Source organism: Pseudovibrio ascidiaceicola, from assembly GCF_900114245.1.
GTDB classification, from domain to species: domain Bacteria; phylum Pseudomonadota; class Alphaproteobacteria; order Rhizobiales; family Stappiaceae; genus Pseudovibrio; species Pseudovibrio ascidiaceicola.
In genome coordinates this window covers 140,269-160,654 of the sequence record NZ_FOSK01000004.1, presented here as the reverse complement: position 1 = coordinate 160,654, position 20,386 = coordinate 140,269, and the positions used below count along the sequence as shown (strand labels likewise).

Annotated in this window: 19 protein-coding genes; 12 read left to right on the top strand and 7 right to left on the bottom strand. The window is 51.6% G+C overall.

Annotated features, from left to right (window positions below; genetic code table 11):
• Positions 1–695: 695 nt before the first annotated feature.
• The 3 genes from BM231_RS27540 to BM231_RS09235 all read right to left on the bottom strand — a co-directional run bounded on the left by BM231_RS27540 (position 696) and on the right by BM231_RS09235 (position 1,896).
• Positions 696–998, bottom strand: coding sequence for a DUF805 domain-containing protein (locus tag BM231_RS27540; RefSeq protein ID WP_425287816.1), 303 nt, complete (start codon positions 996–998; stop codon positions 696–698).
• Positions 999–1,097: 99 nt separating this feature from the next.
• The gene (locus BM231_RS09240; protein WP_093518752.1) at positions 1,098–1,364 is read right to left on the bottom strand and encodes a hypothetical protein; all 267 of its coding nucleotides are present in this window, start codon (positions 1,362–1,364) and stop codon (positions 1,098–1,100) included.
• A 118-nt stretch (positions 1,365–1,482) separates the two neighbouring features.
• Entirely contained in the window at positions 1,483–1,896 is a 414-nt protein-coding gene (locus BM231_RS09235) for a rhodanese-like domain-containing protein (protein ID WP_093518750.1), read from the bottom strand.
• 223 nt (positions 1,897–2,119) lie between these two features.
• On the opposite strand from BM231_RS09235, the gene ftrA reads away from it, so the two are divergent.
• Positions 2,120–3,109: a transcriptional regulator FtrA gene (ftrA, locus tag BM231_RS09230; RefSeq protein WP_093519141.1), complete on the top strand. Its 990-nt coding sequence runs from the start codon at positions 2,120–2,122 to the stop codon at positions 3,107–3,109.
• Here the strand turns inward: ftrA and BM231_RS09225 are convergent.
• On the bottom strand, positions 3,100–4,353 hold the full coding sequence (locus tag BM231_RS09225) for a TIGR03862 family flavoprotein (RefSeq protein ID WP_208860233.1): 1,254 nt from the start codon (positions 4,351–4,353) through the stop codon (positions 3,100–3,102). The two genes, ftrA and BM231_RS09225, sit on opposite strands and share 10 nt — an antisense overlap.
• 197 nt (positions 4,354–4,550) lie before the next feature.
• Between BM231_RS09225 and BM231_RS09220 the strand changes: the two genes are divergently transcribed.
• Positions 4,551–5,678 carry a glycosyltransferase family 4 protein gene (locus tag BM231_RS09220; protein WP_208860232.1) on the top strand — a complete coding sequence of 376 codons (1,128 nt, stop codon included), beginning with the start codon at positions 4,551–4,553 and terminating at the stop codon, positions 5,676–5,678.
• A gap of 75 nt (positions 5,679–5,753) precedes the next feature.
• Complete coding sequence (locus BM231_RS09215) at positions 5,754–6,191, top strand: VOC family protein (protein WP_208860231.1); 438 nt, start codon at positions 5,754–5,756, stop codon at positions 6,189–6,191.
• 205 nt (positions 6,192–6,396) lie between these two features.
• On the opposite strand, the gene BM231_RS09210 is transcribed toward BM231_RS09215, so the two are convergent.
• Positions 6,397–7,359, bottom strand: coding sequence for a glycosyltransferase family 2 protein (locus BM231_RS09210; protein ID WP_093518746.1), 963 nt, complete (start codon positions 7,357–7,359; stop codon positions 6,397–6,399).
• Positions 7,360–7,480: 121 nt separating this feature from the next.
• Positions 7,481–8,395, bottom strand: coding sequence for a glycosyltransferase family 2 protein (locus tag BM231_RS09205; protein ID WP_093518744.1), 915 nt, complete (start codon positions 8,393–8,395; stop codon positions 7,481–7,483).
• Positions 8,396–8,771: 376 nt separating this feature from the next.
• On the opposite strand from BM231_RS09205, the gene BM231_RS09200 reads away from it, so the two are divergent.
• The 4 genes from BM231_RS09200 (at position 8,772) to BM231_RS09185 (ending at position 14,473) form a co-directional block, all read left to right on the top strand.
• A complete protein-coding gene (locus BM231_RS09200) occupies positions 8,772–9,935 on the top strand; it encodes an acetyl-CoA acetyltransferase (protein WP_093518742.1) in 1,164 nt (387 codons plus the stop codon).
• A gap of 575 nt (positions 9,936–10,510) precedes the next feature.
• Positions 10,511–11,422 carry a hypothetical protein gene (locus tag BM231_RS09195; protein ID WP_139226346.1) on the top strand — a complete coding sequence of 304 codons (912 nt, stop codon included), beginning with the start codon at positions 10,511–10,513 and terminating at the stop codon, positions 11,420–11,422.
• Positions 11,423–11,693: 271 nt separating this feature from the next.
• On the top strand, positions 11,694–13,949 hold the full coding sequence (locus BM231_RS09190; RefSeq protein WP_093518738.1) for a hypothetical protein: 2,256 nt from the start codon (positions 11,694–11,696) through the stop codon (positions 13,947–13,949).
• Between the two features lie 125 nt (positions 13,950–14,074).
• The gene (locus BM231_RS09185; RefSeq protein ID WP_093518736.1) at positions 14,075–14,473 is read left to right on the top strand and encodes a RidA family protein; all 399 of its coding nucleotides are present in this window, start codon (positions 14,075–14,077) and stop codon (positions 14,471–14,473) included.
• A gap of 91 nt (positions 14,474–14,564) precedes the next feature.
• Here BM231_RS09185 and BM231_RS09180 read toward each other — a convergent pair whose 3' ends face one another.
• Positions 14,565–14,756, bottom strand: a complete 192-nt coding sequence (locus tag BM231_RS09180; RefSeq protein WP_093518734.1) for a hypothetical protein — start codon at positions 14,754–14,756, stop codon at positions 14,565–14,567.
• 97 nt (positions 14,757–14,853) lie between these two features.
• On the opposite strand from BM231_RS09180, the gene BM231_RS09175 reads away from it, so the two are divergent.
• The 5 genes from BM231_RS09175 (at position 14,854) to BM231_RS09155 (ending at position 20,386) form a co-directional block, all read left to right on the top strand.
• Entirely contained in the window at positions 14,854–15,759 is a 906-nt protein-coding gene (locus tag BM231_RS09175; RefSeq protein WP_093518732.1) for a LysR substrate-binding domain-containing protein, read from the top strand.
• A gap of 427 nt (positions 15,760–16,186) precedes the next feature.
• The gene (gene cysG / locus BM231_RS09170; RefSeq protein ID WP_208860230.1) at positions 16,187–17,656 is read left to right on the top strand and encodes a siroheme synthase CysG; all 1,470 of its coding nucleotides are present in this window, start codon (positions 16,187–16,189) and stop codon (positions 17,654–17,656) included.
• Between the two features lie 11 nt (positions 17,657–17,667).
• Complete coding sequence (locus BM231_RS09165; RefSeq protein WP_063290794.1) at positions 17,668–17,973, top strand: DUF2849 domain-containing protein; 306 nt, start codon at positions 17,668–17,670, stop codon at positions 17,971–17,973.
• Positions 17,974–17,997: 24 nt separating this feature from the next.
• Entirely contained in the window at positions 17,998–19,653 is a 1,656-nt protein-coding gene (locus tag BM231_RS09160; RefSeq protein WP_093518728.1) for a nitrite/sulfite reductase, read from the top strand.
• Positions 19,643–20,386 carry a phosphoadenylyl-sulfate reductase gene (locus BM231_RS09155; RefSeq protein WP_093518726.1) on the top strand — a complete coding sequence of 248 codons (744 nt, stop codon included), beginning with the start codon at positions 19,643–19,645 and terminating at the stop codon, positions 20,384–20,386. Before BM231_RS09160 ends, BM231_RS09155 begins: the two co-directional genes overlap by 11 nt.

Genomic DNA, 20,386 nt, shown 5'->3' with positions numbered 1-20,386 from the left:
ACGCATGTATTTAGGAAGGAGTCAATGATTCCAGATTGAGCCAAATTGTTAAGGTTTGAGCAGATCACTTGTATTTGCTGTTTTCGAAAATAAATTTCATCTAGCCATAATTTTTTATCAAAAATCGATTTTTGTGATCTGTAAGCTTGTCAATTATTTGCAATTACTCTTTGTGTTGCCAGTTAAAGCAGATAAAAATCGCAATTTACTGTAAGCCATTGTGGTTGCTCTCGCTTTCACTGCGACAAGCTGACGGCCATGCGCCATGGAAAAGCCGTATTTTGCCCTGTTTACACCTCAATTAGCCGTTAGGCCGCGTCTCTCTGCAGGTGTGTCGGCTAAGTGTTTGTTCACCATCTCTGACAACCTGATGATAACAAGATCCTGATACCTTCAATAGCAATAAGAACACTGGTTTAACAGGGCGTCATTAAGTACTGAGTGCTTTGCAGTCAGTATTACCAAAATAACAATAAGTCCTGAAAAGGGATTATCTGCATATCACTATGCGGACAACTGAAGGGTGACCCGTTTCCATTGCTTGGTGGGTCTCCCTTGTTTCAAGGCAGGTTGTCTTACCCCGACGATTTTAAAGGCCGTACCTCCCCTCCCAATCGGCCTTTTTATGCCTGCTTTGTTTGGCACCGAGGTATCCTCCCACCTCGGTGCCTTTTTTATGAGGGTCACCTTAATATTTACTGTGAAAGAGGATCTGGTCCGTATCTATTGGCGCCTCTTGTCCCCGGTAGTGTCGCTAGAATGATGAAACCGGCTAAGAGTGCGGCTAGTGAAAATGGTTTAGGCAAAATAATAATTGGTATCCACAGAAGAGCTAACCAGCCAGAAACATCGAAATCTCGAAGCCTTTGTGCTGTCAAAGTAAAATTTGCGAGCGCATATAGGACTACGAAGGTTGCTGCAATGAATAGGCCTGAGCTATATGAAGCTTCAAAAAAATACAAAGCTGAAAAAACTATAGCCAAGAATAAATTTAGCATCACGGTAGCAAAAATATAACTGCTTCGATTGCGCCTTGTGCTCAAAGAAAACCAATCTTCCGTAGGGTGCATCACAAAGAACCTGCAGCGTAACTAATCTTAGCTTCGTGAAAAAATAGCGAAAAGCAAAAGAACGGGAACATACCATAAGAAGAGGGCAAATGCCTGCAATGTTGACCAGTCCCAAGCATTAATTGCACCGTAAATGCCTAATCCAGAACCTAAAAGAGGGATATATGTGACGATGAATGCGAGAATAGCGCTTAAAACACTGCCAATATCCAAAGCGTAATCGATGCCGTCCATGATGGCGAAGAGCTGTACAAAGCCAATAAATAGGTAAGCTAAAGTAAAAAATAACTGCATGATAAATATGACCGAAGTTGATATTAATATGTAGCATACTTAGTTACATTGCTTCTGTGCTCTAATAAATCCATGCGATTTTGGGGACATACCGAGGCTAAGCCTCGGTGCTTGTTATTTAAGCGGGCTGTAAAGCTTTCGAGGAAACCAGCTCAAAGCCTTCATCGATCCAGCCAGTCATACCGCCCAGCATAATCTTCACCGGACGTCCCAAGCGGGAGAGGTTATAGGCGGCCTTGTCTGCCCCGTTGCAATGCGGCCCAGCGCAATAGACGACAAACACAGTATCCATTGGCCACTTGGCAAGGTTCGCTTCAGTCAGATCGCGGTGATGCAGACAGATCGCACCATCCACGTGTCCTTTCGCAAAGCGGGCAGCACCGCGAACATCAAGCAAAACAAACTCTGCAGTGCCATCTGCCAGATCTGCTTGCACATCAGAGCAATCTGTTTCGAACTGCAGGATTGAACGGAAATGCGAGAGTGCCAGCTTTGGGTCTGCTGGGGAATATTCGAGTGCGCGTGGGGACATGTACTTCTCCAAATCTGCAAGGATGCTCTCAATTAGGGAGTCGAGCACCAAAAATACTTATTTTAAAGCAGCTTACATGAGGGGTGCCTCGGCAAGCTGTCTTGGGTGATGACAGGATTTTCGCCTGCTCACGTAATCTGGAGAATTTCCCGGTTGTAAAAAACTGGCTCAAATGACTATATTCGTAAAAAATACGCCAATCTTGTTTGAGTTGAATTTTCCGATGGTCCAATCTACACCTCGCGGCCCTGAAGGCCCGCTTGTTGCAACGCTCATCTACGACGGTTTGTGCACATTCGAGTTCGGTCAGGCCTACGAGCTGTTCGGCCTGCCAAGACCAGAGCTTGGCGCGAATTGGTACAGATATGAGACCGTTGCCATCGAGGACGGCCCTATCCGAGCCGCGGGTGGTCTGGAAATCAACGCAGAAAAGCAGCTGGAAGCGCTGGAGCACGCCGACATCATCCTCATCCCCGGCTGGCGTGGCATTGATACCCCGGTGCCGGAGGACCTGATTGAGGCCCTGTGCACGGCCTACAATCGTGGAGCCCGTGTTGCTTCCATCTGCTCCGGCGCTTTCGTTCTGGCGCAGTCGGGCTTACTCAATGGCCGCACAGCTACCACGCACTGGCGTTATGCCGAGGCGCTGCAAACAGAGTTTCCGTCCATCAACGTGGAAGAAGACCGGCTCTACTCGGAGACCGACAGGGTGTTTACCTCCGCAGGCAGTGCAGCAGGCATTGACCTCGCGCTCCACATCATCCGGCAGGATTACGGTTCACAGATCGCCAACAGCGTTGCCAAACGACTGGTCGCGCCTCCGTTCAGGGAAGGAACGCAAACCCAGTTTGCAGAGCAGCCTGTACCAGATGAACGAGAAAGCAAACGCTTTGCCTCGCTTTTTGAAGAACTGGAGAAGAAGCGCGCCTACACCATGTCCGTGCCAGAAATGGCAGATCTGATGGGCATGAGCCAACGCACCTTCATTCGCAAGTTCTCAAAGGTAACCGGACTGGCGCCCGCAGAATGGCGACGTACCAAGCAATTAGAGACGGCAAAACACCTGCTGGAAGCAATGGAAACTATGGATATGGAGAGGCTCTCCCACCTGTGTGGGTTCGGCTCAGCAGCAACCTTGCGGCATCACTTCCGAAGCAAATATGGCACCACACCAACTGCCTACAGGCGTCAGTTCCAAACCCGTCAGTCCTGAAGGAACGCGTTCATGCCAAGTGCAGCAGAGCGGCCTGTGGCAAACACCGCCTGCAGCAGATAGCCACCCGTTGGAGCTTCCCAGTCCAGCATCTCGCCTGCCACAAACACACCCGGCAGTTTGGTGAGCATGTAGTGCTCGTCGATTTCGTCAAACGAAATGCCGCCCGCGCTGGAGATTGCCCGGTCAATAGGCCGTGGCGCTGTCAGCTGCAACGGCAATGCCTTGATACGCACCGCCAGTTCATCAGCCTCAGTCGGAAGTGGCCCGGCTTCCCGCATCAAAGCGATAGCGGCAGCAGGCGAACCAGTCGCCTTACGCAGGTAGTTGCTCATGGATTGCTTGCCACGAGGCCGCTTCAGTTTAGACGCGAGTTTATCAGCGGAAACGTCCGGCTTCAGGTCAATCTCAATCTGGGCCGCCCCTGTTGCAAGGATTGCATCACGCAGATCAGCTGAGAGCGCATAGATCACGCCGCCTTCAATCCCAGAAGCATCCAGCATGGCATCGCCAACAACACGGCGCTCTCCGTGGGACACGGCAACCTTCTTCAGGGGGGTACCTTTGTAACGGTTCTTGAAGTGATCCGAAAACGCAATCTCAAATCCGCAATTGGCAGGGAGTAGCGCGTTCACTTCAATCTGCTTGTTACGCAATGTCGAAACCCACGCTCCATCAGACCCAAGTTTCGCCCAGGAACCTCCTCCAAGCGCCAACAGCACAGCGTCAAATGCCTGTGCTTCAATGGGCTCATTGCCTTTCTGCAGCAGCACACTTCCAGCTTCATCAAATCCATGCCAACGAGTATTGGTATGTAGAGTCACACCGTGCTGATCAAGCCGTTTCAACCAATTCCGCAACAGCGGAGAGGCCTTGAAACTCTCAGGAAATACCTTGCCACTCGAGCCTTCAAACGTTGGTTGTCCCAACCCCGCGCTCCATTCCCGCAGTGCAGCAGGAGGAAAATCTCGCACCGACTTCAGCAATTGCGCGTGTGCAGGACGGTAGCGGCTCAGAAAAACCTCCAGATCCTCACTGTGGGTTAGATTGAGCCCCCCAAGCCCAGCCATCAAAAACTTGCGGGCAGGAGAGGGGCGTTGATCAAAGAGGCTCACGCGCACGTCGGCTTCTGCCAGATGTTGAGCAGCAAACAGCCCGGCGGGGCCTGCCCCGATGATTGCAACGTGCTTTGTCAAAGATCCATCCAATCCGCTTAAGGTCATTGAGGTTCCAGCCAATGACATTCACAGCTCTATTGCCTTTGTTTTCCGCCAATTACAAGCAGGAAGAGCACCCCCTCCCACAGATGTAGCCCAGGGAGCATCAGGGATTTTCACCTCCTTAAAGAAGCACCCCTGATTTTAGAAGGAAGACTTCTAAGGAATGTACAGTCCGCGCACTTCAAGCTTTGCTGAATGCAAACAGTAGAGTGGGGGCCGCATTGAGAACTGCAATCGTAATGCCGCGTAACATGCATTTTTGCCAGTCTCGAGCCACATCAATAGATCTGTGCGCTCATGATCTTGCGCTTCATAGCCAGAACAAAGGCAACCTGCGTATCTTTGCAGGGGGCGAGGAGGATCTTTTTGAGGATGTTGATGTTTTAGCAGTGACAGAACCGGGTAAAAAGCCAACTCCAGCAAGGTTTTACGACCCGCTGTCAGAGTTCGGCCCGCAACTGATTGTCGTGCATCAGCATCTGGAAACAGCGTTTCAGATCATCACGGATTTTCCGGGCACCCCTGTGGTCTTGCACAGGCATGGCAGGTTTGAGCGCAACAGCGCCTTCAAACGCTGGAAGTATACTCGCAAAATGAACCGCCTCGCAGGCATCATCTGGGTTGGCGAGGATGCACGCAATAATTTCTGCGAGAATTTCACCGGAGTGAAAGCCCGCAGTGTTGTCGTGCCCAACGGCATAGATTGCGACCTCTGGTCCCCAGCTCCCAAAGAAAACTCGGTGATCTATGTAGGCCGAGCGCGGGAAGACAAAGGCGTGTTCGACCTGGCCCAGGCTTGGCTTGCCTGCGCTGACCGCCTGGACCGAACGGGCTGGAAACTGAACTTGGTACTGGCCGTTACCGAGGAAGGGGAGCAATCGACTGCAAACTCTCTCAGGCAAATGCTTTCAAACCATGCTGCCAGCGTCTCCATCGAGACCAATCTCAATGCCTCAGATGTCCAAAAACGCCTCGCCAGATCATCCATCGCGGTGGTGCCCTCCATCGTAGCAGAAGGGTTTGGCCGCACTGCGATTGAAGCCATGAGCTGCGGTGCAGCGGTGATCACCACGCATTCAGGCGGCTTGTGGGAGGCGGTCGGAGAAACTGGCAAGGTGATCAACCCAAGAGCGCCCAAAGAAATTGCGTCAGCACTGCTCGATCTGGCTGATAACCAACCCATGCGCGAAGACATGGCAGAGGCGGGACGAGAAAGAGTACTTCGTCTCTTCAACATCCAGCAGATCGCAGAAAACTATGATGACATGCTCATGAGCCTGTGGGACGACTTCGTCAGCGGTTCCGACAATACACAGGGTCTCATCGACCACATGCTCGTGTCAGAATAAAGCAATCGAGGTATGAGGCTGGTAGAGGGCGTAAGTCGGCTTCGGAGTGTACCTGCATGCGAGGAGACCAACAAAATGCACCCTGATCATGTGACGGTGGCGGTCCGCAATCTAGAGGAGGCGCGCTCCTTTTTTGCCCTGCTTGATTTTCAGGAAGAAAAATCTCTCGTCATCTCCGGTCCCGTGTTTTCAAAGTACATGGGCATTCCGGAACTGGAAGCAGAGCACGTCACGCTGGTGCTGAAAGGCCATAGCCCAAGGTTTGAAATTCAGCTGCTACACTACCACAACCCAGAGCCACGTAGTGAACCTTACCCCGAAGACCTCTGCCGAACAGGTTACAATCACTTGTGTTTCGCGGTTGATGATCTGGAGGACAGACTGTCAAAGCTTCAAACCGCCGGGTTCAAAGCCCGCTCTGAAGTCATGGAGTTTAACGACAGAAAATTGGTGTTTCTGTTCGGACCAGAAAAAATCACAATAGAATTAGCGCAGTGGACCAAGCCAGAGTAGGGCGGGCATGTGAAACTGGTCGCTTCGATCAGCGAAAGATCGGTCGCAGGGCAGGCGCATACAAAAAAGCGTACCTGCATGAATAACAATGTCTGCTTCTACAGCCCCTGAGCAATCCCACATTGGACGTCAAGGAGAATTGCTGTCTCGTGCTCATCACAGATGGTAGAGACCGTGCAATCACTGCAAGCTTGAGAATAAAACCTCACACCAACAACGCCTTGGTTGCTTCCTTGTAGTTCCGGGCCTTCGCGTTCTCAATAAATAGCAGTCCCTTCAGATACTCCAACCGCGCCTTGGATTTTTTGATCCGCTGTGCCATATGCCGCGCCACCTTTGGCGAGATATGCGAGAAGCCGCGTTCCCGAAGTTCGGCACGCAATGCTTGGCCCACATCATTCGCCAATGTATCCTCGCTGAAATTCGGTTCCTCTTCATCATGCAACCGCGCAACAGCACAGAGCAACGCCATATCAGCCACCATCCGGTAAGGTCGTCCGCTGCGTGCCGTCACCTGACCTGGATGCAGCCGATACCGAACAAGCCGCTCGTTAAGAGCGCCAATCTTCCCATATTCCAGCAAGCGCAGATAAAGGTCATAATCCTCTGCACCATCAAAATGCGGACGATACCCGCCAAGAGCCAGCACAGCATCACGGCGGAACATGATAGTCGGGTGGTACAAGCAGCACTTCTCAAAAAGGCGTTTGCGGATTTCGACCGAGCTTTTCGGGCATTCCATCTGGTCAATGATCTGCCCGGCTTCGTCAATCACGGAAACTTCTGTTCCGCACAACTGCCAGTCAGGGTTCCGGTTCATAATCCGGACCTGCCGCTCCAGCCGAAGCGACTCCGACAAGTCATCCGCATCAAGGCGGGCAACCAAGGGGCTCTCAATTACCGCAAGTCCGGTATTCAGGGCATTTGAGATCCCCTGACCCGGCCCTTCAAGGATCTGAAACCGGCCCTTTGGAAAATGACCAGCAAAATGCTCGGCAATCTCACGGGTTTCATCAGTAGAAGCATCATCTACCAACACAACAGCAAAATCGGTGAAGCTTTGTGCCAGCAGGCTGCTCAGAGTTTCTCCAAGCGTGTTTGCAGCATTGCGCGCAGGGATCAAAACGCTGACAAGAGGGGCGGGGTCCTGCTGTTGCTTTTCAGCCATTGAATAAGCCACCTATCTGCTTAAGCTTTTTTGTCTTCCAGCAGAGGCTGCGAAGGTAGCTAAGCGTTTGTTATGTTGCGTCGTTTCTTTGAAAAATCTGGGATGCTGGGCGGAAGCTGACTCAGGTCTTATCTTGCCGCATAGCAGCTGAACCCCTCTGAGATGCATGTGCTTGGCCCAGAAGATCTGCTTCAATGGACTTCGCGACCCGCAGATATCGCCCAACCGCGTAATTGGTCGAGGCAATTAGGCCCCACCAGCCATAACGGCAGTATCCGCGCACCAGATAGCCCTTCAGAAAGGCTGCGGGGAACTCGTAGAGCAGCCGTGACTTTGGCATCTTGCGACCCCGTCCACGCATCTCATGCACTTGCATGGTGGAGTAGCGGTTCATCTTCTCAAAGTGGAAGGCAACACTGGGAATACTGCGGTGGTCCATATGCCCTTTCAGCATACCCACCTTGGCATCGCTGGGCGGACGGACTGTGTCATGCACCGAGCTGGCAGAAAAACGGCCTACACTCCTGCGGTAAAGTCGGATTTGCTTATGAGAGTAAGCGTGTTTTGCAGCGGTCTTTTCGTGAGGCCAAACATCGCAGATGTCCACCTCCCAAAAGTCGTTCTCCGCTAGAACGGAGGTCTGGAACAAGCCCAGTATCTCATCACGCAATGCAGGCGTAACCACCTCATCGGCATCAATGTTCAGGATCCAGTCATTCCGGCATTGGTCCTCGCCAAACCGCTTTTGCAAGCCATACCCGTTCCAGTCATTGTGCAGCACACGTGCCCCCATGCGCTGGGCGACGGTGACGGTTTGGTCCGTAGATCCGCTGTCAATCACAATGACCTCATCAGCCCAGTGAATGCAGCTGGCAATCGTCTGTCCGATACGGTCTTCCTCATTCATCGCGATGATGAAAACAGATATCGGAATGCGGGCCTCATCAGATCGCTCGTCAGCGGTTGGCCTTCCTTGCTGGGCTCGCTTTGCTGCAATGTCGATGATTTTGCTCTGGGTGGAGATATCGGGCCTCAAACTCTTGGATTATCCGCAATAATCTAGAGTTTACTCCCCCATACACATTCCGAAATTCGTTCAATATGAAGGACTGTTTTCACCCAATAGAAACCCATCAATATCAAATAAGGGGAGATGAATGAGAAAGTCATCGCACACCGCCAGTCTAACCTTGCTCACGCGGAGAAGGCTAACCAGCAACCATCACCCTGCTTGGGTGGAAATGACTGTCAGATCGACAAAACCTAGCATAAAGTCCCTCGGATAGCCCCGTTCACTACAACTTCCGTATGATTGCATCTCGCGCGCAGGGGTGAAACGATTTGCGCGCATTTGAGAGCCGGGTTTGAGGCGAGACTTTCGGCACCCACTTTAATTTCTTTGGGAGAAGAAAATGGCCGCAATTATTGGTTGGGCACACACACCGTTTGGCAAACTGGCAGATGAGACTGTAGAGACTCTAGTCACAAAAGTTGCCAAGCAAGCGATTGCCGATGCCGGTCTCGCCGCTGAAGACATTGATGAGATCGTTCTGGGTCACTTCAATGCAGGTTTTTCGAAGCAGGATTTCACAGCAAGTCTCGTGCTTCAGGCAGATGACAAACTGCGCTTCAAGCCAACCACCCGCGTTGAAAACGCATGTGCGACTGGCTCAGCAGCAGTGCATCAGGGCGTCAAATCCATCAAGGCAGGCGACGCCAAGTTCGTGCTCGTCGTTGGTGTTGAGCAGATGACCACCACGCCAGGCCGTGAAATCGGTGCGAACTTGCTCAAAGCTTCCTACCTTCCGGAAGATGGCGACACCCCGGCTGGTTTCGCAGGTGTCTTCGGCAAAATCGCTGGCATGTACTTCCAGAAGCATGGTGACCAGAGCGAAGCGCTGGCCCATATTGCTGCAAAGAACCACAAGAACGGCGTCGAAAACCCATATGCGCAGATGCGCAAGGATCTTGGCGTCGAGTTCTGCCTTAACGAGAGCGAGAAGAACCCGTTCGTGGCTGGCCCGCTGAAACGCACCGACTGCTCGCTGGTCTCCGATGGCGCAGCAGCCATCGTCCTCACCGACACCACCACAGCACTCTCCGCGAAAAAAGCCGTTGCCTTCCGCGGCATGGGTCATGCGCAGGACTTCCTGCCAATGTCCAAGCGCGACATCCTCAAGTTCGAAGGTTGTACCGAAGCTTGGAAGCGTGCGCTCTCCATGGCCAACATCACCATCGAAGACCTGTCCTTCGTTGAAACTCACGACTGCTTCACTATCGCTGAGCTGATTGAATACGAAGCCATGGGGCTGGTACCAGAAGGTCAGGGCGCAAAGGCTATTCTGGAAGGCTGGACCCAGAAGGACGGCAAACTGCCGGTCAACCCATCTGGCGGCCTGAAGGCAAAAGGCCACCCGATTGGCGCAACCGGTGTTTCCATGCACGCCCTCACAGCCATGCAGCTCACAGGCACCGCTGGTGGCATTCAGGTAGAAGGCGCAGAACTCGGCGGCATCTTCAACATGGGCGGCGCAGCCGTCGCCAACTACGTCTCCGTGCTTCAGCGCCTCAAGTAAGCGCGACTGGAGATACCGGCAAACGCATGAAAGCCCCGTTTGTTCGGGGCTTTTGTGTTTTTCGGAGAAAGATCTTGCAAGTGCGGGAGAGTAAGAAACTCTCGTTTTGAACGAGTGCTATAGCCGCGGTTCATCAGTCAAAGAGCCTTTGCTATTGCAGCATGTTGCTTGGTGAGCATAGCTGACATGTGGCCAGCCATTGTGCAACCCAGCCACTAATAGGCTTCAACTCCATGGCAATATCATTAAACTTGCTTCTAGGAGAAAAATGCAGGTTCGTTGAGCTCAGGACAAACGCTCGGCTATTCAAACCCAGCTCAGTCCGGCTTTACATGTCGATGGGCAATGAATTGAATAAAACACTGGCAAAATACTAATATCAAATAGGCTTGCCTGTAATGGTTGTATTATACAACATTACAACTAATTGTTTCGCATGATTACTACAGGCATTTGCAATGATTTCCCGAAGCATCCGATTTTTGGTTTTGATACTCTCCTTTTCGCTCGTCCCGGTAATTACATTTGCAGAGTCGACACCGCCTAAGGCACCTTATGTCTCCTATGAAGAGGCCGTGAGTTTGTTCGATGCTGAACGCTATGAAGAAGCTCTTCCAGCTTTTAAAGCACTAGCCGAGGCGGGAAATCCGCAAGCAGCACGGCAACTATCCAAAATGTTTAAGCTGGGATTGGGAGCTTCTGAAGATGTTAATTCTGCAATTGATTGGGGTATAAGAGCGCAGAAATTGGAGGGAAAAGGGATTGTCGACGCCTACGCATCTCTTTTCGTTGAAAACGTTGGGCTGGGTACCGAGTTTGACGCACAGAGGCTCGACTCTCATTTCGATGTTCACGTCTTTGAGTTTCCCGACCTTGAACCGTCCGCAAAGTGGAAAAGGCAGGAACAAAGACTCGAAGAGCTTTGGGGCTACAAATTTAATCTTGAACATCTCCAAGGTCCTGCTCATGACTTCTACGTTGAACTTCTTTCGAGTTATTATTTCACCGCAGAGCAGCTTCTAGATATTGCTGAGTTGGCATATCAGTTCCGCGTGCCTTCTCATCAAACTATATACGAGATCGTGGTTCGGAGATTCGAGTACCACGAAGAAGAAATAAAAGAATCTGAGGGCCGCTCTAGTGAACATCTAGATTATGTGAAAGATCAAGTTCAGACTTATAATCGGCGCCTCAATCAAGGTTTGCTCAAAGCGCTCTCTCGCGAAATACTCTTAGAAAAATTCGCAAAGAGAGGTAGTGAAACAGCACAATGGGAGCTTGGTAGAGGCATGTTCTTGGGTAAGCCCTTCCTCAAAGATGAACGATGTGGGTTAACATGGATGACATTGGCATTAATGGAAGGCGGTGGAGATTGGGCAGAATTTGAGGAATATGCGAAAACGAGATCAGACATTATGTTGCCATTGATCATCCTAAGAGCGCAAGGCGTCGTTGCCTCAGATTATAGAAGATCTGTATGCTCATAGCATAGGCCCTCCAATCATACAGCTATGCAGTAAACACAAGACAAGGTCTTGCGGTTTGGTGCGAAGGTGGCGGGGCCTGATCAGCAGCGCCTAAAATAAGCGCAGTGAAGCCAGATGAATAATCAGGAGAGCCCCGGCCTGCCGGGGCTTTTCTTTTGCATTGTGGCCTTGCCGCTAGCCAATCGCTAACTAAGCCCCCAGACCACCATCATCACGCCAATGTGAACGTGGTAAACCTCTTGTGTGACGCAAGGTCAGGAGAGGTGTGTCTATGCCAGGACAAGAGTCAGCCCCCAAATACGATGATTGGCTGAAAAAAGTCTATTCAGAGATGAACTGGAAGTTCCATGATCTCGTTGGTGGTGCCCGGAAGAAACGCTCCACAAGCGTCACCAGCAGACCCTCTGAGGCAACGGTCGCCATCGGTCAGGAGACTGATGAAGATACCCCGGATTGGACCATTGACCCTGATATCGCAGATTATGTGGTTGCTGGCACACCGGCTGAAGAACGTAAAAAGCGCCCGCTGACTGCCGCTTTGAGTGATGCAGGTATCAGACCTACTGAAGGTTTCACGGAGCGGCTCAACTCCTATCAATCCCAAAAATCCCACTATGATGAAGACCCGTTGGGCGCAGCCTATGCAGACCCGGAGGCCGTCAAATGGGACCGACTGGTCAAAGGCACCTTAGGGGAGAGTGATAGTAAAGCCCGGCAAATGGTGCTGATGCAGCACGAAATTGAGTTGAAAAAACAATCTCGCCAGCTCACCCGTGAAGCATTTCAGGATCAGGCAACCGCGCCTGAGTTCAGAGCCTATCTCCGTCAGGCCAGTGATACACCCTCCAACCAGATGGAGACTGCTCAGCGCGAAACCATCATGTTCTTCAGCCAGAATATGAAGGTGCTGGGCAATGAGCTGGTGGCCACAACCAACGAGTTGATGCACGAAAAAGCCTTTGGCGACACCATGATGAAGACCCTGCACGAAGCCAAAGCGAATGCGGTGACGGATCGCGAAAAGAAACGACTGGCCGAGCTGGAAGAAGAAGCCATCGCCTATGGCACCGCCACCTCCAAACAAATGGCTTTCGCGCTCAATTGCACCAACTGCGTGGAAGCAGCAATCAGTCGGGGAGCTGAGGTTGAAGCAGCCGTCCTACAACTGTCTGATGAGCGGCCCAAAGCTGTTTTCGCCTCCTCTGGATTGCAGCGCACAGCAGAAGAAATGGTGCACACCCACCTTGGCAAGAGCAACAACGTCAAGAAGACCCTTGCATGGGCAGAGACACAGCCATGGGCGCCGATGGTGAAGGTCAGCATTAAGAAGGAAGGACGTGAGTACTCCATCACCTCAGAACAGCGTACAGCGCCGGAAACGCAAGCAAACACGGGCGACCCGATGGTCGACAACCACGTGGACATGCCCCACAAAGCTGTAACCAAAACAGATCTGGCAAACACTCCGGAGCTGGTCTTCAACGGCCTTCGCTCAGATCAGATGATGGCTTCCATGTCTCATCGTGAAACAGGAGAAAAAGGGCCGGATGACGTGCCATTCGTGGGCATACCCAGCGAGGCCTCCATGGCATGGGCTAAAACCCTGCTAACAGCGCAAAAGCAAGGCCAGGACATATCGGATCAACTGCCTGACTATATGGAGGTGAAGGAAGTCTGGTATCGCGAAAACCGCTCTGGCCTTAAAGGAAAACTCAAGCGCGGCAAGCCTGAAAAGAAAGTCCACGTGGTGACTTATAAGGATACCTCAGAGTCCGTTCAGGCAGCTCAAAAGCTTCGCACAGCACCAAAAAATATGGCCGGAGATCTGGCTGACCTCGCAGACAATATGGCTGACCTCAAAGCAGATCAGGCCCGCAAAGCTGAGAAACTGCAAGCACATAAAGCAGAGCTTGAGAAGTTCCTTAGTTCCAAAGGCGAGGGCCTGCTGGAAAGTTTTGGCGAAGCTCACGAAGCATTCGATGCTCTGCAGAAAAACATTCTTGATCAGGTTATCGCCAAAATGGGCAAGGGTACCAGCCTCAAGAACATCAAGAAGTGGGCAAGTAAACAGCCCTGGGCAATGATGTTTGAGATCGAGTTCAAGCCTGACCCAAATGGCAAGAAGAATCTCTACAATGTCGTCGTCAAAGAAAAAGAAGAGGAAGTCGAAGAGACAGACGGTGCATCGGAAGGTGGCCGTACAGAAACAGACGGCAGTTCAAAGGATCACGAAGCCTCGCTGACAGGTGCACTGGCAGCCCTGTCAAAGCCTGCGGTTCAAAAGGAGTTGATCCTCAAATACACCGGTGAAAAGCACAATGGTGTACCTATCGTCGATAAGCCAAGTGATCTGGCAAAGAAATGGGCGGAAATGATCATGAAAGTCTACGGCTCCGGCGCCAAACTGCCTGCGTATCTGGTGCTTAGAGATGTGGTCTACAAATCTAAGTCCCGCAACCTGATCAGACGCGGCAACTACATTCCTTGTAAAGCCGTTGAGTTCATAGAATCCAAGTTTAAGCAATAGGCAACAGCATGTGACAATGCCATTTGGATTTGTGTCGCCCTCTGATAAGTTCAGGGGGCGTTTTAGGTTTGCATGTCTTTGAATGTAAACAACACTCCTTAGAGATGCGCCGTGAAAGGTATTTTATGGTCAAGCGTTTAGTGCTTCCGCATGAGTTTCAGTCCGTCTCAGAAGAGCTCAACATGTCACCAGCCATCTTCTCAGGAAACCACATCTTCCTGAGTGGTATGACTGGCGCGGATATGAGCGGCCAGATGCCGGAAGACCCTGAGGCCCAGTTCCGCAACACCTTCAAAAAAATCGAATGCATCCTCCATGAAGCGAATGTCGAGATGGATGCCATCGTCGAAATGACCAGCTACCATATAGGCTTGCGAGAGCACTTCGAGCTGTTTGACTCCATCCGCCTCGAGTTCTTCTCCAAACCCTACCCAGCCTGGACCGCCATTGAGGCCGCCGGCCTCCGCCGCGAAGGCGCGCTGGTAGAAGTCCGCGTCATCGTAAGCGCGCATTATGGTGGGTGATGCACCTGTATTCTTGGTGTGGATTTTCTGGTTTGGAATGATTTAGGAGATAAAGAGGGTGATAAGAACCATATGACATCCTTATGTCGCTTTATCTGATAATTGGCCCTGACTCTAAGTTGACACCGATATCCTTTTGTAAATGTGCTGGCAGATCACGTGCATCCAAACGCTCACTCCCGCTTTTCATTGAAAAGAGAAAGTCTCCAAATAATTTTTTTAAGATATTGAAAGTATTAGGTAATGCTTTTGTTTTCTGAGTTTCTATGGTGAAATCTGCCATGCTTTTTCTCCTGCTGTTGTTGGGGAATTAATGCCGGAGGTTGCATTTGCAGTCCAATCGAATGTAGGGATCAAAGCATAAGGAGATTTTATTAATAATGCCGAACGGTCTACCTCCACTCAACGCTCTTCGCGCCTTTGAAGCGGCGGCGAGACATTCCAACTTCACCCGCGCTGCGGAGGAGCTGGGAATGACGCAAGCAGCGGTGAGCTATCAGATAAAAGTGCTGGAAGATCGTACCGGTAAACCCTTGTTCAATCGGGTGGGAAGACAAGTTGTTTTAACGAATGCAGGTGCGCAACTTGCGGCAGTTGCAAGTGAGGCTTTCCAGTCTATTCGGGCTGGCTTTTCGGCGGTGCAAGGAACGCAGGATGGGACACTGAAACTAAGTGTGGTTCCCACCTTTGCCATGAACTGGCTTTCGTTGCGTATCGGAGGGTTCCAGATGGCGAACCCAAAAATTGCTGTTCAATTGGAAGTCTCTGGCGATGTTGTCGACTTTGCATCCTCTGATATCGATATAGGAATCAGAAACAGCCCCAAAAAATGGCCTGGGTTATGTTCTTTCAAACTAGCCGAAGTTACATATACTCCTATGTTAAGTCCGGGGCTTGCTGACAGCATTGGCGGTGTGAACAAGCCCGAAGATCTGCTGAAACTTCCCATTATCGATACAGGAGATCCTTGGTGGAGAAACTGGTTTGAAGCAGCTGGCGTGAAAGACCCCGATTTTTCAAACCAACCCGTTTCCCAAATGGGCACGCAAACGGTTGATGGCAATATCGCGATTGCAGGACATGGTGTCGCGATCCTGACACCGTTGTTTCATTCAAGTGCGTTGCGTGATGGCCTGCTTATCCAGCCTTTTCCATTAAAGTGCACGGCTGAAAATCCAGTTTGGCTTGTTTACCGCGAAACGCAGAAAAACAACCGAAAAATAAAGCTGTTCCGAGACTGGATATTGAGTGAAATGGAAAAAGACAAGGCTGGCTATGCTGTCTGATCCTGTTTGGAAGACTTAATAGGATAGGCCGGGACAGATTTCATAGGCTTGGCACTCGGCGTAAAACTCGTGATAGCAGCCTGTGAAACACGAAGAACCAGATTCTTCAAAATGCGCGTTGTCCGAAACTGACAGGTTTTCATTTTTGCTGTTTGTTGTTCGAACGAGTAATAGCAATATGTAGATTTATTTTCTCAATCATAAAATGCAGCGGTAATTTTGAGGGCTTACGTGGCTCTATCTGCTGATAATGTAGAATGGTATTTCACATGCGCCGTTTTTCAGGTCAGCGTATCTTTCCTCCGTTCGAGCGCATGAAAAAAATCTTTTCTACGCAGTCATCCAGCTTTGGAATGCCATACCGAGCTTAGAGGAACTCCACTCTGTAAACTCGCTCCCAATGATCCCAAAACGCTTGGAGAGCGCAATGGCTTTGGTAGAGAGCTTCAACACACAACAGGACGAGAGCAATAAACTCGCTGTCTTTCCGACCTTTCACAAGGTTGAAGGCAAAATGGTTGTTGTTGTTGGTTGTGGTGATGAAGCTGCTGCGAAAGTGAGGCTTTTGGCGCAAACCAAAGCACATATCCGCGTTGTCAGCCATGAGCGCCCTAGCGCAGCTCTGGCTGAAGCCGTTGCCGATGCAGACGGTGTCTTCATGCTCAGCGCGTTCAACCCGGCTTATCTAGATGGCGCAGTCCTCGTGTTTGCTGCCACCGATGAAGAAGAGTCGGATCGCGAAATTGTGGAAGCAGCTCGTGAGAAGGGCATCCCGGTCAACGCGGTGGACCGTCCTGAGCTTTGTGATTTTTACACCGGTGCGATGGTCAATCGCGCGCCTGTTGCCGTGGCGATCACCTCAACAGGCGTTGGCCCTGTTTATGCCCGCCACATCCGCGCACAGGTCGAAGCCTTGTTACCGCGTGAAGCCGGTCAACTCGCAAGGTTGGCAGACAGCTTCCGTGCTACAGTTGGTAAGCTGATGCCTTCGGGAAGTGCGCGTCGTCGCTTTTGGGCTGAATTTTTTTCAGGTTCCGTTGCTGCGAACACTTTTGCTGGTGAGACACAAAAGGCTCTGACCGAAGCGCATCGCTTACTGAACAGTGAGCAGGATCAGCGGGGATATGTCTGGCTCGTGGGTGCAGGCCCAGGAGCAGAAGACCTGCTGACCCTGCGCGCACAGCGTGTCCTGCAAGAAGCAGATGTTATTTTCTATGATGCATTGGTACCGGATGCCGTGGTTTCCATGGGCCGCCGCGACGCTACACGCATCAGCGTAGGAAAACGCAAAGGAACGCACAGTTCAACGCAAACGCAAATCAACCAGTTATTAGTCTCTGCCGCCAAGTCCGGCAAACGGGTTGTCCGCCTGAAAGCAGGGGACCCAATGGTGTTTGGCCGGGCTGGAGAAGAGATCGCAGCTCTGCGTGAGCATGATGTGGATTTTGAGATTGTACCCGGTGTCACCGCTGCATTCGCTGCCGCGGCTAGTGCGCAAATTCCTTTGACATTACGGGGTGTTGCCTCCTCGCTGGTGTTTGCTACAGGGCATAACCAGCATGGAGATATCCTCCCGGACTGGGCGGATCTTGCTCTGAATGGAGCGACAACCGCTGTTTATATGGGGCGTACCGTTGCCGGAAAAGTTGCCAACCTTCTGGTGAAATCCGGATTGGATTTATCCACCCCAGTCATGGCGATTGAGAACGCAGCCCAGACAAAAGAACGCAATTTTGCAGGCACCCTGCAAGACCTTTGTAATTTCGAGCAACACGACAGCGTCACCGGACCCACACTTATCATCATCGGTAAGGCAGTGGCCCACGCAGATCAGTCGCGTTCGCTCCCTCTAAGCCCAATTAAATATGCAAGTTTACCGGCTGTTGTCGCAGCCTAGGGAGAGACCCGATGAAAACTATTACCGCCAACAGACTGGTCGATGGTGATGTCGTCTGGCTCGGCCACAACGGAGAGTGGGTCGAGTTTGTTGAGGCAGCCTGGATCCTCAACACCGATGAAGACATGACCTCAGCTCTGGATTTCGCAAAAGCCGGTGAAGACAAGCAATACGTTCTCGGCACCTACGCGATTGATCTGGAACTGAAAGACGGCCACCTGCAGCCAAAGAGCCTGAAAGAGCGCATTCGCGCCCAAGGGCCAACCACTCGTCTCGACCTCGGCAAGCAAGCCGAACGCCACCTGCGTTCGGCCTAAGTCCTTTTAGATTCAGGAGTTTCCATGTACCGCTACGATGAATTTGATCGCGACTTTGTTAATCAGCGCGTGAGCCAGTTCGAAGATCAGGTCCGCCGCCGTATGTCTGGTGAGTTGACCGAAGACGAGTTCAAGCCACTCCGCCTGATGAATGGTCTTTACCTGCAGCTGCACGCTTACATGCTTCGCGTTGCCATCCCATACGGCACGCTCAACGGCAGTCAGATGCGTAAACTTGCCCATATTGCAAGGACTTACGACAGAGGCTACGGCCACTTCACAACGCGCCAGAACGTCCAGTTCAACTGGCCAAAGCTCTCTGATACGCCGCAGATTCTGCATGAACTTGCCGACGTCGAGATGCACGCCATCCAGACCTCTGGCAACTGTATCCGTAATGTCACCTCCGACCAGTTCGCAGGCGCAGCCGCAGACGAGTTCGCAGACCCACGCGTTTACGCCGAAATCTTGCGCCAATGGTCCTCTCTGCATCCGGAATTCCTGTTCTTGCCACGCAAGTTCAAGATTGCGATCACAGGTGCTGAACATGACCGTGCAGCCGTACAGGTCCATGACATCGGCCTGCAGCTGACCCGCAATGAAAACGGGGAAATCGGCTTTGTGGTCTTCGTGGGTGGTGGCTTGGGTCGTACGCCGATGGTTGGCCGTAAGGTACGGGATTTCCTACCAGAAAATGACTTGCTGGCATACAGCGAGGCGATCCTGCGTGTCTACAATCGTTATGGTCGCCGCGATAATAAGTACAAGGCTCGCATCAAGATCCTGGTTCACGAAACTGGTCTGGAAGAGCTGAAGCAGGACATTGAGACTGAATTTGAGGCAACCAAAAACGGTATCCTCGACCTGCCAAATGAAGAAGTCGTTCGCATCAACGAATACTTCGCCCCGCCGTCTTTTGAAGCCATGCCAAAGATCAGTACAGAGCTGGAAGCAGCCAAGCGCGAAGACCGTGATCTGGCATTGTTCTCCAGCCGCAATCTGCATGCGCACAAAGCAGAAGGCTACACATCTGTCACCATCTCGCTGAAGCCGATTGGCGGAGCGCCGGGGGATGCGACCGCAGATCAGATGGATGTAATTGCTGATGTGGCAGAACGGTTTGGACATAATGAGCTGCGCGTCACACATGAGCAGAACCTCGTTCTGCCACATGTAAAACTGCAAGATGTCCCCACTGTCTACAAGATCCTGAAGGCAAACGAGCTTGCAGATTCCAATGCAGGCCTGATCACCGACATGATCGCTTGCCCAGGCCTGGACTACTGTGCTCTGGCAAACGCACGCTCAATTCCGATCGCTCAGGAAATTTCCAAGCGGTTTGAAGAGGTTAAGCGTCAGAATGAGATCGGTGATCTGAAACTGAAAATCTCCGGCTGCATCAACGCCTGTGGTCACCACCACGTCGGCCACATCGGCATTTTGGGCGTAGACCGTAAAGGCGAAGAGCTCTATCAGATCACACTGGGAGGTTCTGCGGACCAAAACACCTCTATCGGCAAAATCATCGGTCGCGGCTTCCCGGAAGCAGAGATCACCGATGCTGTCGAAACTGTTGTCGATACCTATTTGGCGAACCGTCTGGATGAGGACGAAAGCTTCATCGAAGCCTACCGCCGCCTGGGTGATCAGCCATTTAAGGACGCTCTTTATGGAGCATAGTCAATCACATAAGGCCTCCTTGGAGGCACAGGTGAAGCTGCTGAACCGGATGTATTCTGAGCGCGATGCTCAGGACATCCTGCAGCACGCGCTCACAGAGCAATTCTCTGGAGAGATTGCTCTGGTGTCCTCATTTGGCGCGGACAGCTCCGTGCTGCTTCACATGGTCTCTCAGATCGACGTGCGCACACCGGTCCTGTTTGTCGACACCGGCAAACTGTTTGGTGAAACAAAGCGCTATCGTGATGAACTGGTTGAGCAGCTTGGCCTTTTGGACGTGCGTGTCATCACGCCTGAACCAGAAGATCTTGCTGTGAAAGACCCAAAAGGTGCTCTCTGGGCATCTGATACGGACGCGTGCTGCCACATTCGTAAAGTGGTTCCACTTGCAAAAGCACTTGGTGGTTTCGAAGCTTGGATATCAGGTCGCAAACGCCATCAGGCTGACACTCGAGCCAGTCTGGAGCATTTTGAAGTCGAAGAAGGTCGCATCAAAGTGAACCCGCTGGCCAACTGGACGGCTGCCGAAGTCCTTCAATACGCAAAGGATAATGGCCTGCCACCACATCCACTGGTCGCAGAAGGGTATCCCTCCATCGGGTGTATGCCTTGCACAGACAAGGTTGCTCCGGGCGAAGACCCGCGCTCAGGCCGCTGGCGTGGTCAGGACAAAACCGAATGTGGAATTCATTTCTCAAGTGCGTCCAAGGGCGGCGCAGCCCAAAGCATCTGA

What these genes read in the sequence shown, in the direction of transcription:
- BM231_RS27540 (WP_425287816.1), bottom strand. Translation starts at nt 998, where the DNA reads ATGCTAAATTTATTCTTGGCTATAGTTTTTTCAGCTTTGTATTTTTTT.
- BM231_RS09240 (WP_093518752.1), bottom strand. Translation starts at nt 1,364, where the DNA reads ATGCAGTTATTTTTTACTTTAGCTTACCTATTTATTGGCTTTGTACAG.
- BM231_RS09235 (WP_093518750.1), bottom strand. Translation starts at nt 1,896, where the DNA reads ATGTCCCCACGCGCACTCGAATATTCCCCAGCAGACCCAAAGCTGGCA.
- ftrA (WP_093519141.1), top strand. Translation starts at nt 2,120, where the DNA reads ATGGTCCAATCTACACCTCGCGGCCCTGAAGGCCCGCTTGTTGCAACG.
- BM231_RS09225 (WP_208860233.1), bottom strand. Translation starts at nt 4,353, where the DNA reads ATGTCATTGGCTGGAACCTCAATGACCTTAAGCGGATTGGATGGATCT.
- BM231_RS09215 (WP_208860231.1), top strand. Translation starts at nt 5,754, where the DNA reads ATGCACCCTGATCATGTGACGGTGGCGGTCCGCAATCTAGAGGAGGCG.
- BM231_RS09210 (WP_093518746.1), bottom strand. Translation starts at nt 7,359, where the DNA reads ATGGCTGAAAAGCAACAGCAGGACCCCGCCCCTCTTGTCAGCGTTTTG.
- BM231_RS09200 (WP_093518742.1), top strand. Translation starts at nt 8,772, where the DNA reads ATGGCCGCAATTATTGGTTGGGCACACACACCGTTTGGCAAACTGGCA.
- BM231_RS09190 (WP_093518738.1), top strand. Translation starts at nt 11,694, where the DNA reads ATGCCAGGACAAGAGTCAGCCCCCAAATACGATGATTGGCTGAAAAAA.
- BM231_RS09185 (WP_093518736.1), top strand. Translation starts at nt 14,075, where the DNA reads ATGGTCAAGCGTTTAGTGCTTCCGCATGAGTTTCAGTCCGTCTCAGAA.
- BM231_RS09180 (WP_093518734.1), bottom strand. Translation starts at nt 14,756, where the DNA reads ATGGCAGATTTCACCATAGAAACTCAGAAAACAAAAGCATTACCTAAT.
- BM231_RS09175 (WP_093518732.1), top strand. Translation starts at nt 14,854, where the DNA reads ATGCCGAACGGTCTACCTCCACTCAACGCTCTTCGCGCCTTTGAAGCG.
- cysG (WP_208860230.1), top strand. Translation starts at nt 16,187, where the DNA reads ATGGCTTTGGTAGAGAGCTTCAACACACAACAGGACGAGAGCAATAAA.
- BM231_RS09165 (WP_063290794.1), top strand. Translation starts at nt 17,668, where the DNA reads ATGAAAACTATTACCGCCAACAGACTGGTCGATGGTGATGTCGTCTGG.
- BM231_RS09160 (WP_093518728.1), top strand. Translation starts at nt 17,998, where the DNA reads ATGTACCGCTACGATGAATTTGATCGCGACTTTGTTAATCAGCGCGTG.
- BM231_RS09155 (WP_093518726.1), top strand. Translation starts at nt 19,643, where the DNA reads ATGGAGCATAGTCAATCACATAAGGCCTCCTTGGAGGCACAGGTGAAG.